Origin of the sequence: Enterobacter sp. ECC-175, assembly GCF_043968675.1 — a bacterium.
Classification (GTDB): Bacteria; Pseudomonadota; Gammaproteobacteria; order Enterobacterales; family Enterobacteriaceae; genus Enterobacter.
Genome location: NZ_CP143776.1, coordinates 1,954,627 through 1,967,371 on the forward strand (window position 1 = coordinate 1,954,627; position 12,745 = coordinate 1,967,371).

General features: G+C 61.0%; 12 protein-coding genes. 10 read left to right on the forward strand and 2 right to left on the reverse strand.

The window, feature by feature from the left end; genetic code table 11:
• Positions 1-39 precede the first annotated feature (39 nt).
• From V1599_RS09245 to modC, 4 genes are all read left to right on the forward strand, one after another.
• Positions 40-189 carry an AcrZ family multidrug efflux pump-associated protein gene (locus V1599_RS09245; RefSeq protein ID WP_112011446.1) on the forward strand — a complete coding sequence of 50 codons (150 nt, stop codon included), beginning with the start codon at positions 40-42 and terminating at the stop codon, positions 187-189.
• Between the two features lie 176 nt (positions 190-365).
• Entirely contained in the window at positions 366-1,142 is a 777-nt protein-coding gene (modA, locus tag V1599_RS09250; RefSeq protein ID WP_395301411.1) for a molybdate ABC transporter substrate-binding protein, read from the forward strand.
• Positions 1,139-1,828: a molybdate ABC transporter permease subunit gene (gene modB, locus V1599_RS09255; protein WP_112011444.1), complete on the forward strand. Its 690-nt coding sequence runs from the start codon at positions 1,139-1,141 to the stop codon at positions 1,826-1,828. Before modA ends, modB begins: the two co-directional genes overlap by 4 nt.
• A gap of 1 nt (position 1,829) precedes the next feature.
• Complete coding sequence (gene modC / locus V1599_RS09260) at positions 1,830-2,888, forward strand: molybdenum ABC transporter ATP-binding protein ModC (protein ID WP_395301412.1); 1,059 nt, start codon at positions 1,830-1,832, stop codon at positions 2,886-2,888.
• Here the strand turns inward: modC and V1599_RS09265 are convergent, their stop codons facing one another.
• Entirely contained in the window at positions 2,889-3,707 is an 819-nt protein-coding gene (locus V1599_RS09265; protein WP_112011442.1) for a pyridoxal phosphatase, read from the reverse strand.
• Positions 3,708-3,847: 140 nt separating this feature from the next.
• Here V1599_RS09265 and pgl point away from each other — a divergent pair, with 140 nt between their 5' ends.
• Positions 3,848-4,843, forward strand: coding sequence for a 6-phosphogluconolactonase (pgl, locus tag V1599_RS09270; protein ID WP_395301413.1), 996 nt, complete (start codon positions 3,848-3,850; stop codon positions 4,841-4,843).
• Between the two features lie 65 nt (positions 4,844-4,908).
• On the opposite strand, the gene V1599_RS09275 is transcribed toward pgl, so the two are convergent.
• Entirely contained in the window at positions 4,909-6,192 is a 1,284-nt protein-coding gene (locus V1599_RS09275) for a putative acyl-CoA thioester hydrolase (RefSeq protein ID WP_112011440.1), read from the reverse strand.
• A gap of 224 nt (positions 6,193-6,416) precedes the next feature.
• Here V1599_RS09275 and hutI point away from each other — a divergent pair, with 224 nt between their 5' ends.
• From hutI to hutH, 5 genes are all read left to right on the forward strand, one after another.
• Entirely contained in the window at positions 6,417-7,640 is a 1,224-nt protein-coding gene (gene hutI / locus V1599_RS09280; RefSeq protein WP_395301414.1) for an imidazolonepropionase, read from the forward strand.
• Positions 7,637-8,575: a formimidoylglutamase gene (gene hutG, locus V1599_RS09285; protein WP_395301415.1), complete on the forward strand. Its 939-nt coding sequence runs from the start codon at positions 7,637-7,639 to the stop codon at positions 8,573-8,575. Before hutI ends, hutG begins: the two co-directional genes overlap by 4 nt.
• Positions 8,576-8,596: 21 nt before the next feature.
• Positions 8,597-9,325, forward strand: a complete 729-nt coding sequence (locus tag V1599_RS09290) for a histidine utilization repressor (RefSeq protein ID WP_112011437.1) — start codon at positions 8,597-8,599, stop codon at positions 9,323-9,325.
• Between the two features lie 127 nt (positions 9,326-9,452).
• Positions 9,453-11,138 carry a urocanate hydratase gene (hutU, locus tag V1599_RS09295; protein ID WP_297119059.1) on the forward strand — a complete coding sequence of 562 codons (1,686 nt, stop codon included), beginning with the start codon at positions 9,453-9,455 and terminating at the stop codon, positions 11,136-11,138.
• Entirely contained in the window at positions 11,138-12,658 is a 1,521-nt protein-coding gene (gene hutH / locus V1599_RS09300; protein WP_395301416.1) for a histidine ammonia-lyase, read from the forward strand. The genes hutU and hutH overlap by 1 nt, the downstream gene beginning before the upstream one ends.
• Positions 12,659-12,745: the final 87 nt, after the last annotated feature.

Consider the following 12,745-nt stretch of genomic DNA (forward strand, 5'->3'; position numbering starts at 1 on the left):
CAGGGTAGAATACGCCCTTCACACTATCTGGAGAAAACCATGTTAGAGTTGTTGAAAAGTCTGGTATTCGCTGTGATCATGGTGCCAGTCGTGATGGCTATCATCCTCGGTGCCATCTACGGCCTGGGTGAAGTATTTAACCTGTTTTCGAACATTGGTCACCGCGACCAGCCGAAAAAGCAGCAATAATTTCCACAAAACGCCCGGCTCGTCCGGGCGTTTTGCTTCTTAAGTTTTTCCCCTCTCCGCCGATAGTATTCCTAAGATCAGCCCGTTACTCATTAATCGGTACGATGAAACGCTGGGATATCCCTGCAATAATCGTTATATTTATGCGTATATAACGAAACGCACAGGAGCATCAAATGGCACGTACATGGGCACGCCTCTTCGCCGGGGCAACGCTGACCTTAACATTCGCCGGGCACGCGCTGGCGGATGACGCTAAAATCACGGTCTTTGCCGCCGCGTCGCTGACAAACGCCATGCAGGATATCGCCGCCGTTTACAAGAAAGAGAAGAACGTGGACGTAGTCTCCTCGTTTGCCTCGTCTTCAACGCTGGCGCGCCAGATTGAGGCGGGGGCACCGGCCGATCTGTTCATCTCTGCCGATCAGAAGTGGATGGATTATGCGGTGGACAAAAAATCGGTTGATACGGCAACGCGCGAAACGCTGCTGGGCAACAGCCTGGTGGTGGTGGCGCCGAAGGGCAGCGCACAGGCTGATATCGCCATCAACAGGCAAACCAACTGGACCCGCCTGCTGAACGGCGGCCGTCTGGCGGTTGGCGATCCGGAACACGTTCCGGCGGGTATTTACGCGAAAGAAGCGCTGCAAAAGCTCGGCGCGTGGGAAACCTTATCGCCTAAGCTGGCACCAGCCGAGGACGTGCGCGGCGCGCTGGTGCTGGTTGAGCGTAACGAGGCTCCGCTGGGCATTGTATACGGCTCTGACGCCGTTGCCAGTAAAGGGGTAAAAGTGGTTGGAACCTTCCCTGAAGACTCCCACAAAAAAGTGGAATACCCTGTGGCGGTTGTTGATGGACACAAAACGGCGGCGGTAACGGCCTTCTATGATTATCTGAAAGGGCCAGAAGCGTCTGCAATCTTTAAACGTTACGGATTTACGACTCACGAATGATATTGACCGATCCTGAATGGCAGGCAGTACTGCTGAGCCTCAAAGTCTCGTCCCTGGCCGTTGCAGTGAGTTTGCCCTTTGGGATCTTCTTTGCCTGGCTGCTGGTTCGCTGTAAGTTCCCGGGCAAAGCCCTGCTGGACAGCATCCTTCACCTCCCTTTGGTTTTACCGCCCGTTGTGGTCGGCTATCTGCTGCTCATTTCGATGGGGCGGCGCGGCTTCATCGGCGAAAAGCTGTATGACTGGTTCGGCCTGACGTTTGCCTTCAGCTGGCGCGGCGCGGTGCTGGCGGCGGCGGTGATGTCGTTTCCGCTGATGGTGCGCGCCATTCGCCTGGCGCTGGAAGGCGTGGATATCAAGCTTGAACAGGCGGCCCGCACGCTGGGCGCAGGGCGCTGGCGCGTATTTTTCACCATCACGCTCCCGCTGACGCTGCCGGGCATTATCGTTGGCACGGTGCTCGCCTTTGCCCGCTCGCTCGGAGAGTTCGGGGCCACCATTACCTTCGTTTCCAACATTCCCGGCGAAACGCGAACCATCCCGTCGGCAATGTATACGCTGATTCAAACGCCGGGCGGCGAGGGCGCGGCGGCGCGGCTGTGCATAATCTCAATCGTGCTGGCGCTGATTTCGCTGCTGGTCTCCGAATGGCTGGCGCGCCTGAGCCGCGAACGGATGGGGAAATAACATGCTGGAGCTTAATTTCACCCAGACGCTGGGGAACCACTGCCTGACGATTAGCGAAACGCTGCCCGCCAGCGGGATCACGGCCATTTTTGGCGTGTCGGGCGCGGGGAAAACCTCGCTCATCAACGCCATCAGCGGCCTCACGCGCCCGCAGTCGGGAAGCATCATCCTCAATAACCGCGTGCTGAACGACGTGGAGAAGAAGATTTACCTGTCGCCGGATAAAAGGCGTATCGGGTACGTTTTCCAGGACGCGCGCCTGTTTCCGCACTACAGCGTGCGCGGCAACCTGCGCTACGGCATGGCGAAGAGCATGGCCGGCCAGTTTGACAAGCTGGTGGCGCTGCTGGGGATTGACCCTCTGCTCGATCGGCTGCCGTCCTCGCTTTCCGGCGGTGAAAAGCAGCGCGTGGCGATTGGCCGCGCGCTGTTGACCGCGCCGGAGCTGCTGCTGCTGGACGAGCCGCTGGCCTCGCTTGATATTCCGCGCAAGCGCGAGCTGCTGCCGTACCTCCAGCGCCTGGCCCGGGAAATCCATATTCCGATGCTTTACGTTAGCCATTCGCTGGATGAAATTCTCCATCTGGCGGACAAAGTGCTGGTGCTCGAAGAGGGCAGCGTGAAGGCGTTCGGCAATCTCGAAGATGTCTGGGGCAGCAGCGTCATGCACCCGTGGCTGCCGAAGGACCAGCAGAGCAGCATTCTGAAGGTCAGCGTCCTTGAACACCATCCGCACTACGCGATGACCGCGCTGGCGCTCGGCGATCAGCATCTGTGGGTGAATAAGGTAGACAAGCCGCTGCAGTCCGCTCTGCGCATCCGCATTCAGGCGTCGGACGTCTCGCTGGTGCTCCAGCCGCCGGTACAGACCAGCATTCGTAACGTGTTGCGTGCCAGAGTGGCGGAGTGCTATGACAATGACGGGCAGGTAGACGTGCAGCTGGAGGTTGGGGTTAAGACGCTCTGGGCGCGCATCAGCCCGTGGGCCAGGGATGAGCTAGGCATCAAGCCCGGCCAGTGGCTTTACGCGCAGATTAAGAGCGTCTCGATAACCACCTGATTACAGCAGGTGGGTATAAATGTACTGCGCGATGCTGTCGGCGGCGTTATCGCCAATCACCACGTTAGCGCGCGCTTTTACCGCGTCGTCGGCATTGCCCATCGCTACGCCCGTCCCGGCGGCTTCGAGCATGCTGATGTCGTTGTAGTTATCGCCAAAGGCAATGACGTCCTGCATCGACCCTCCCTGAGACTCAACGAACTGCGTCAGGCGCTTGCCCTTGCTGTTGCCTTTACGGGCAATATCGACCTGATCGTGCCAGGACCATTCGCACTCCAGGCCCAGCGTCTGCTCAACGTGCTTCGCAAACGCGTTAAGCTTCGCGGTGTCTTCATCCGTCAGGGCAAATTTCCAGATCGCGTCCACGTCCTGCGCCGCCTGGCGCAGGGAAGGGACCTGCGTAAAGACCGGACGCTGCGCTTCCGGCAGCGAAAGCGCCCAGTTGCTGGTGCGGATCACGTGGCCGGTCGGGCGCTCGTACACCATCGCGTTATCAACGTACATCAGGCCGTGAACGTCGTGCTCATCCAGCAAATCAATCAGTTGAAGCGCCTGCGTGACGGGGAGCGGATCGGATTCTAAAACCTTTTTCGCCTGATAATCATACAAATAGGTACCGTTGCAGCAAATTGCAGGTGTATCTAACGCCAGTGCCTGATAAAAAGGATGAATGGCAACGTGATGTCGACCCGTGACGATCAGGAGTTGATATCCCGCTTCTTTTGCGCGCTTTAGCGCTTCAAGAGAAGAGGGGAGCAGGGTTTTTTGAGGGGTAAGCAGTGTTCCGTCTAAATCCAGTGCAATCACACGCGAGGTCATTTGTTCATCCGGGTTAATGTTGAATTTTAGGTGTCAGGGGATGTTACACCCAGAGTAAATGGCTGCACAATTCCTGGCTAAAATTCAGCATTCACCGTTAAAAATAATCACTTTCACGCGCAGTGAGGAAAGGAGTATTCATGAAACAAACCGTTTATACCGCCAGCCCTGAAAGCCAGCAGATCCACGTCTGGCGCCTGAATGCGGAAGGTTCGCTCACGCTGGTTCAGGTTGTTGATGTTCCCGGGCAGGTTCAGCCGATGGTCGTCAGCCCGGATAAACGTTTCCTGTACGTGGGGGTACGCCCGGAGTTTCGCGTGCTGGCCTATTGCATCTCTCCGGACGACGGCGCGCTGACCTACGCTGCGGAAGCGCCGCTGCCGGGTAGCCCAACCCATATCTCCACCGACCGCAAAGGCAACTTTGTCTTTAGCGGCTCCTATAACGCCGGATGCGTTAGCGTGACCCGCCTTGTCGACGGCATTCCGGTTGAGACGGTCGACGTGGTGGAAGGACTGGAAGGCTGCCACTCTGCCAATATCTCTCCGGATAACCGCACGCTGTGGGTACCCGCGCTCAAGCAGGACCGTATCTGCCTGTTTACCCTGAGCGATGACGGCCACCTGGTGGCGCAAACCCCGGCGGAAGTGACCACCGTTGAGGGCGCGGGGCCGCGCCATATGGTCTTCCATCCGAACCAGCAGTACGCCTACGTGGTGAACGAACTGAACAGCTCGGTGGACGTGTGGGAGCTGAAAGATCCTAACGGCCAGATTGAGTGCGTGCAGACGCTGGACATGATGCCGTCTGACTTCTCCGACACCCGCTGGGCGGCGGATATCCACATCACGCCGGACGGTCGCCATCTGTACACCTGCGACCGCACCTCCAGCCTGATCACCGTGTTCAGCGTCTCCGAAGACGGCAGCGTGCTGGCGGTGGAAGGCTTCCAGCCGACGGAAACCCAGCCGCGCGGCTTCAACGTCGACCACAGCGGGAAATACCTGATTGCGGCGGGGCAGAAATCCCACCACGTTGCGCTGTATGAAATTAAGGGCGCGCAGGGCCTGCTGGAAGAGAAGGGGCGCTACGCCGTCGGCCAGGGGCCAATGTGGGTGGTGGTTAACGCGCACTGAGTGGCCTAAAACAAAAAACCTCGCATTCGCGAGGTTTTTTTATGCCTGTAGGCCGGCAAATCAGCTTACTGCTTAGGCTCTGCAACCACTTTGCTGCCTAAACCGCGGTTGTTGTATTCCCACATGCGGTTGAAGTTAGCGTCGTTAAGGTTGCGCTGCACGTTATCTTTGTCGTCCACCGTGCCGGTGTTGCCGGAGAACGGACGCTTGGAGATAGCGGCATCTGCCCACGGTTTTGCCACGTTGAAGCCTTCGTTAATGACGCTGTCGCGAATAACGACCTGGCCGTTGGTGGCTGAGTCTACGTCCAGCGATCGGCCCAGCTGCGCCACGCCGTCACCGGCCGCGTTGAAGCGGCTATTCACGGCGAGGAAGCCGTAGAACAGGTTGGACTGCGTTGCGGGCGCGAACACGTAGCCTTCCTGCTGGGTGCGGGAGTTCACCACGCGGAAATCGGTGTTATCAAACACCACCGCGCCGCGGCCGGACACCAGGTCAACGTCGCCCTCAACGTAGCTGTTGGTCACCAGCGTGCGGGTCAGACGGTTGTTCTGAAGCGCGTTCTTCACGTCGCTGTTGGTCACGAAGAAGGTGTTTTGGCGGCCCAGAATGTTCACGTTGTTGATCTGCACCTTGTCGCCGTCGCTGCGCAGCGCCACCGCCTGATGGTTGCCCGCGTCAACGCTGTCGCCCAGGGTATTCTGGATGGTCAGGTTTTGCAGCTGCAGGCCGTTATTCTGGGACCAGAACACCGCAGAGCACATCACGCCTACCGTCGCATTACGCTTGCTCTGGCAGTTATCGAACATATACCACGCCGGCTTGCCCGGCATGTATTTGCCGGCCGGGTTCACCAGGTGACGCCAGGTATTGGCGTCAATTTCAGAATCAATCGCCAGGCCAATCTTCACGTCGACTGCTTTTTCGCCCAGGCCGTAAAGGGTAATGCTGCCCGGCGCGGCAGGAACATACACGGTGCCTTCATATTCACCCGGCAGGATCGCGATGTACTGACGCGACGCGCTGTGTTTGGTGATGGCTGCATCCACCGCCGCCTGGATAGACGTGTGCGTCACGCCCTGCGCGCCCGCCGGGCCAACCACAAAATCAGGCTGCTTCGGCAGGTTAATAGAAGAAGGGGTCCACGGCGCGGCGTTAGGATCCATCGCCGTAAAGTAGTGCGCCTGGGTGAAGTTTTTCGCTTCACCCGCGGATAAGATCGGGCGGGAAGCCGTGCCCGGTGCCGCCTGCTCGGAAGGCAGCTGGTCCGGTGGCGTTGAGCTGCATGCGGATAAGGTCGCGCCAAAGGCGAACGCCAACGCCAGACGGGAAATCCTGGAAATGTTCAAGGTAAAGCTCCTGGGTATGCAAGTCTTAACGGTATTGCCGAAATAGCCTGCTTTTTTATACTAAGTTGAGCGAAACGGGAAGATAAAAAGGGTAAAAGTTGCATTTTTCACGGGCGCGCGGGCGGAAGTCATCACAAATAAATAACCTTTTCTACAAAGGCGGTTGACACCGCGCCGCAGATGAAAATAAATGTCTATACAACTCATGACAAGTGGATGGCCCGATGCAGCAGCTTCAACCCGACGACGTAGTCTGGCGTAACGCCCGGCTGGCAACGATGGACCCTGACCAGACGGACCCCTACGGAATAATGGAAAAGTGCGCCCTCGTCGTGCGCGGCCAGCATATTGTGGCCGTCGTGCCCGAAGCGGAACTCCCCGCCGGACACCGCAGCGTCGTCGATCTTGAAGAGCGCCTGGTGACCCCAGGGCTCATCGACTGCCATACCCACCTGGTCTTTGGCGGCGATCGCGCCTCGGAGTGGGAGCAGCGCCTGAACGGCGTCTCCTATAAGACGATCAGCGAGCAGGGCGGCGGGATTAACGCCACCGTGGCCGCCACCCGCAGCAGCTCGCCTGAAGCCCTGCTCGCGCTGGCGCAGCAGCGCCTTCAGCGCCTGATGAACGAGGGCGTTACCACCATTGAAATCAAGTCGGGATACGGCCTGAACGCTGAGTCCGAAGCGAAAATGCTGCAGGTGGCGCAGCGGCTCGCGCGGGATAATCCCGTTGAGGTTAGCCCGACGCTGCTGGCCGCCCACGCCGTACCCGGTGAATACCGCCACGATCCCGACGCCTATCTGGCGCTGGTCTGCGAGGAGATCCTGCCTGCGCTCTGGCAGGCGGGCTTATTCGAGGCCGTCGACGTGTTTTGCGAGAACGTAGGCTTTACCCCCGCGCAGACCGAGCGCCTGTTTCAGGCCGCTACCGCGCGGGGCATTCCGGTAAAAGGGCACGTCGAACAGCTCTCAAACCTCGGAGGCGCCGCGCTGGTGAGCCGCTTTAACGGGCTGTCGGCGGACCATATAGAGTATCTCGACGAGGCCGGCGTGCGCGCGATGGCGCAGCACGGCACGGTGGCGGTACTGCTGCCCGGCGCGTTCTATTTTCTGCAGGAGCGCCAGCGCCCGCCGGTGGAAGCGCTCAGGCAACGGGGCGTGCCGATGGCGGTTGCCACCGACTACAACCCCGGCACCAGCCCGTTTGCCAGCCTCCATCTGGCGATGAACATGGCCTGCGTGCAGTTTGGCCTGACGCCTGAGGAAGCCTGGGCAGGCGTGACCCGGCACGCCGCGCGTGCGCTGGGGCGCGGGGCAACGCACGGTCAGCTAAAGAGCGGCTACGTCGCCGATTTTATCGTCTGGGACGCGCAGCATCCGGTAGAAATGGTGTATGAGCCGGGCCGCAACCCGCTGTATCAACGCGTATTTCGGGGGAGAAAAGCATGACGCTATGGCGGCCGGTTGCGGCAGAGGTCTGGCAGGGGCGCGACGACAGCGCCGAGGCCAGCACCGCAAAACGTATCTTCCAGACGATCCGACGGGCTGAGGCCTTCGCGCCCGCCTCGTCAGGCATCGCCCTGATGGGCTTTGAATGCGATGAAGGGGTATCGCGCAACCGCGGCAGGCCAGGCGCCGCGCGGGCGCCCGACGTGCTGCGCGCAGCGCTGGCAAATATGGCCAGCCATCAGGGGCACGAGCGCCTGGCGGACATGGGGACTGTTTACGTCATCAACGACGATCTGGAGGCCGCGCAGCAGGCGCTTAGCGATGCGGTAGTTGCGTGCCAGCGCTTCGGCATGCGAACCCTTATTTTTGGCGGCGGGCACGAAACCGCCTGGGCTCACGGCCGCAGCGTGCTGGACGCCTGGCCCGACGCGCGCGTGGCCATTATCAACCTCGACGCGCATCTTGACCTGCGCAAGGCCGAACGCGCCACCTCCGGCACGCCGTTTCGCCAGCTGGCGCAGCACTGCGCCGCCGCGAAGCGTGAGTTTCAGTACGCGTGCTTCGGCGTCAGCCGCGCGGCCAACACCCAGGCGCTGTGGGACGAAGCGGAGCGGCTCAACGTCACGCTGGTGGAAGACCTGTGCTTCAGGCGCGACGCGCTCGCCGCGCTGGAAAAGGTGCTGGCGCAGGCCGATCGCGTTTACCTCACGATCGATCTGGACGTGCTGCCCGCAGGCGAAATGCCCGCGGTATCCGCGCCCGCGGCGTTAGGCGTACCGGCGCTGGATTTGCTGCCCGTGATTGAGCAAATTTGTCGAAGCGGTAAACTCTCGGCGGCGGATTTGGTAGAGTTTAATCCGCACTACGACAGGGATGGACAAGGGGCGCGTCTTGCCGCTCGTTTGGCCTGGCAAATCGCTCACTGGTGGGCATAAAAATTACGTTCAGGAGTCACTATGTTTTCACGCTCACCGCAGCCCAGCCCGCCCGTGCCTTTTTACGAAAAGATTAAGCAGGCGATCGGCGAAAAAATCGCCTCCGGCACGCTTCGCCCGCACGACCGCATACCGTCGGAAGCCGAGCTGGTGGCGCAGTTTGGCTATAGCCGGATGACGGTCAACCGCGCCCTGCGCGAGCTGACGGACGAAGGGCTGCTGGTGCGCCTGCAGGGCGTCGGCACCTTTGTCGCCGAGCCGAAGGGGCAGTCCGCGCTGTTTGAAATCCGCAGCATCGCTGACGAAATTGCCGCGCGCAACCACAGGCACCGCTGCGAGGTGCTGGTGCTGGAGGAAACGCAGGCGAGCGCCGAGCAGGCTCTGCAGCTGAACGTCAAAGAGGGCACGCGGATATTCCATTCGCTGATGATCCACTATGAGAACGACGTGCCGGTACAGATTGAGGATCGCTGCGTCAACGCCGGGCGCGTGCCGGAGTACCTTGAGCAGGATTACACCCAGACCACGCCGCACGCGTATCTCTCGCGCATCGCGCCGCTGACGGAAGGGGAGCACATCGTCGAGGCCGTAAGGGCCGCGCCGCAGGAGTGCGAATGGCTGCGCATAAAGGAGCACGATCCGTGCCTGCTGATCCGCCGCCGCACCTGGTCATCTTCGCATATCATTTCCCACGCCAGGCTGCTGTTCCCGGGCAACCGCTACCGGCTGCAGGGCCATTTCATGTCATAAGCGCTAAAAGCGTGATAGCTAACGCAATATAACAAAATTGTATCTTTTTTGTTAAATTTCGCCTTGTGTGTGGTTGTCTATACAAGTATATCTATTTGTATCATCCGTCCCCCATGAGGAGCACACAATGTCGTCAGGTAAATACCGCCAGCAGGATATCCGCGCCCCGCGCGGCACCACGCTCACCGCGAAAAGCTGGCTCACCGAAGCGCCGCTGCGCATGTTGATGAACAACCTCGATCCTGACGTGGCGGAAAATCCCCACGAGCTGGTGGTTTACGGCGGCATCGGCCGCGCCGCGCGCAGCTGGGAATGCTATGACGCCATTGTTAACGCGCTGACCCATCTCGAAAACGACGAAACCCTGCTGGTGCAGTCCGGCAAGCCGGTCGGCGTCTTTAAGACCCACAAAAACGCGCCGCGCGTGCTGATCGCCAACTCCAACCTGGTGCCGCACTGGGCGACGTGGGAGCACTTCAACGAGCTGGATGCTAAAGGGCTGGCGATGTACGGCCAGATGACGGCGGGAAGCTGGATCTATATCGGCAGCCAGGGCATTGTGCAGGGCACCTACGAAACCTTCGTTGAGGCCGGCCGCCAGCACTACGGCGGCTCGCTGAAAGGGCGCTGGGTGCTGACCGCAGGCCTCGGCGGCATGGGCGGCGCGCAGCCGCTGGCCGCTACCCTGGCGGGCGCCTGCTCGCTCAATATTGAATGCCAGCAGAGCCGCATCGATTTCCGCCTGCGCACCCGCTACGTGGACGAGCAGGCGAGCGATCTGGACGACGCGCTGGCGCGGATCAAAAAATACACCGCCGAGGGCAAAGCGGTGTCGATTGCCCTGTGCGGCAACGCGGCGGACGTTCTGCCTGAGCTGGTTGCCCGCGGCGTGCGCCCGGATCTGGTTACCGACCAGACCAGCGCCCACGATCCGCTGCACGGCTACCTGCCGAAAGGCTGGACGTGGGAAGCCTATCAGCAAAAAGCGGAAACCGACCCGGAGGGCACGGTGCTCGCCGCAAAACGCTCCATGGCAGAACACGTCTCCGCCATGCTGGCCTTCAGCCGGATGGGCATCCCGACCTTTGACTACGGCAACAATATTCGCCAGATGGCAAAAGAGATGGGCGTCTCCGATGCCTTTGATTTCCCCGGCTTCGTGCCTGCCTATATTCGCCCGCTGTTCTGCCGCGGCATCGGCCCGTTCCGCTGGGTTGCCCTCTCCGGCGACCCGGAAGATATCTATAAAACCGACGCGAAGGTGAAGGAAATCATCGCCGACGACGAACACCTGCACCGCTGGCTGGACATGGCCCGGGAGCGCATTAACTTCCAGGGCCTGCCGGCGCGCATCTGCTGGGTCGGGCTGGCGTGGCGTCAAAAGCTCGGCCTGGCCTTTAACGAAATGGTGCGCAGCGGTGAAGTCTCCGCGCCGATCGTCATCGGCCGCGACCACCTGGACTCCGGCTCCGTGGCCAGCCCGAACCGCGAAACCGAAGCCATGCGCGACGGCTCCGATGCGGTCTCCGACTGGCCGCTGCTCAACGCGCTGCTGAACACCGCCAGCGGCGCAACCTGGGTATCTTTACACCACGGCGGCGGCGTGGGGATGGGCTTCTCCCAGCATTCGGGAATGGTCATTGTCTGCGACGGAACCGACGAGGCGGCGGCGCGCATCGCCCGCGTGCTGCACAACGACCCGGCCACCGGCGTGATGCGCCACGCGGATGCGGGCTACGAGATTGCGATTGAATGTGCCGAAGAGCAGGGGTTAAACCTGCCGATGGTCCCTGCCACACAAGGAAAGCATTGATGAACGCCTTAACACTTACTCCCGGCTCGCTGACGCTCAAACAGCTGCGCGGCGTCTGGCGTCAGCCGGTTACCCTTTCGCTTGACGAAAGCGCCCATGCGGCCATTAGCGACAGCGTCGCCTGCGTAGAGGCGATCGTTGCCGAAGGGCGTACCGCCTACGGCATTAACACCGGTTTTGGCCTGCTGGCGCAGACGCGCATCGCAAACCACGACCTGGAAAATTTACAGCGTTCGCTGGTGCTGTCGCACGCGGCGGGCGTGGGTCAGCCGCTGGACGATGAAATTGTTCGCCTGATGATGGTGCTCAAAATCAACAGCCTGGCGCGCGGCTTCTCGGGGATTCGCCTGAGCGTGATCGAGGCGCTGATGGCGCTGGTCAACGCGAACGTCTACCCGTGGATACCGGCGAAAGGCTCCGTCGGCGCGTCCGGCGATCTGGCCCCGCTGGCGCATATGTCGCTCCTGCTGTTGGGTGAAGGCAAAGCCCGCTGGCAGGGGGAGTGGCTGCCCGCCAAAGAGGCGCTGCAAAAGGCGGGGTTAACGCCCATTACCCTGGCGGCAAAAGAGGGGCTGGCGCTGCTTAACGGCACCCAGGCGTCTACCGCCTTTGCGCTGCGCGGCCTGTTTGAAGCGGAAGATCTCTTTGCCTCGGCGGTGGCGTGCGGCGCGCTCACCACGGAGGCGGTGCTGGGCTCGCGGCGTCCGTTTGACGCCCGCATTCACGCGGTGCGCGGCCAGCGCGGCCAGATTGACGCGGCGGCGATGTATCGCCATCTGCTGACCGACGCCAGCGAGATTGCCGAGTCTCACCATAACTGTGAGAAAGTTCAGGACCCTTACTCGCTGCGCTGCCAGCCGCAGGTGATGGGCGCATGCCTGACGCAGCTGCGACAGGCGGCGGAGGTGCTGCTGGTCGAAGCCAACGCGGTGTCGGACAACCCGCTTGTATTCGCTCAGGAAAACGAGGTGGTATCCGGCGGTAACTTCCACGCCGAGCCGGTGGCGATGGCGGCGGATAATATCGCGCTGGCGATTGCCGAAATCGGGGCCTTATCCGAGCGCCGCATCGCGCTGATGATGGACAAGCATATGTCCCAGCTGCCGCCGTTCCTCGTACGCAACGGCGGCGTGAACTCTGGCTTTATGATTGCGCAGGTTACCGCGGCGGCGCTGGCGAGCGAGAATAAAGCGCTCTCCCATCCGCACAGCGTGGACAGCCTGCCGACCTCGGCGAACCAGGAGGATCACGTCTCGATGGCGCCTGCCGCCGGACGTCGCCTGTGGGAAATGGCGTCAAACACCCGCGGCGTGCTGGCGGTGGAATGGCTTGCCGCCTGTCAGGGGATCGACCTGCGCGAGGGGCTAAAATCCAGCCCGCTGCTGGAGCAGGCGCGTCAGGCGCTGCGCGAGCACGTTGCGCACTACGACGACGACCGCTTCTTTGCGCCGGATATTGATAAGGCGATGCAGCTTCTGGAAGAGGGACGGCTGGTGGGATTAATGCCTTCCGTGCTGTGATTTTCCCCTCACCCCAGCCCTCTCCCCATAGGGGAGAGGGTGTTGAAGTCCCCTCTCCCCTATGGGGAGAGGGTTAGGGTGAGGGGC

Excerpts from the sequence above, each read along its gene's own strand:
- hutI (WP_395301414.1), top strand. The coding sequence starts at position 6,417 with ATGCAGCAGCTTCAACCCGACGACGTAGTCTGGCGTAACGCCCGGCTG.
- hutG (WP_395301415.1), top strand. The coding sequence starts at position 7,637 with ATGACGCTATGGCGGCCGGTTGCGGCAGAGGTCTGGCAGGGGCGCGAC.
- V1599_RS09290 (WP_112011437.1), top strand. The coding sequence starts at position 8,597 with ATGTTTTCACGCTCACCGCAGCCCAGCCCGCCCGTGCCTTTTTACGAA.
- modB (WP_112011444.1), top strand. The coding sequence starts at position 1,139 with ATGATATTGACCGATCCTGAATGGCAGGCAGTACTGCTGAGCCTCAAA.
- modA (WP_395301411.1), top strand. The coding sequence starts at position 366 with ATGGCACGTACATGGGCACGCCTCTTCGCCGGGGCAACGCTGACCTTA.
- modC (WP_395301412.1), top strand. The coding sequence starts at position 1,830 with ATGCTGGAGCTTAATTTCACCCAGACGCTGGGGAACCACTGCCTGACG.
- V1599_RS09265 (WP_112011442.1), bottom strand. The coding sequence starts at position 3,707 with ATGACCTCGCGTGTGATTGCACTGGATTTAGACGGAACACTGCTTACC.
- pgl (WP_395301413.1), top strand. The coding sequence starts at position 3,848 with ATGAAACAAACCGTTTATACCGCCAGCCCTGAAAGCCAGCAGATCCAC.
- hutU (WP_297119059.1), top strand. The coding sequence starts at position 9,453 with ATGTCGTCAGGTAAATACCGCCAGCAGGATATCCGCGCCCCGCGCGGC.
- V1599_RS09245 (WP_112011446.1), top strand. The coding sequence starts at position 40 with ATGTTAGAGTTGTTGAAAAGTCTGGTATTCGCTGTGATCATGGTGCCA.
- hutH (WP_395301416.1), top strand. The coding sequence starts at position 11,138 with ATGAACGCCTTAACACTTACTCCCGGCTCGCTGACGCTCAAACAGCTG.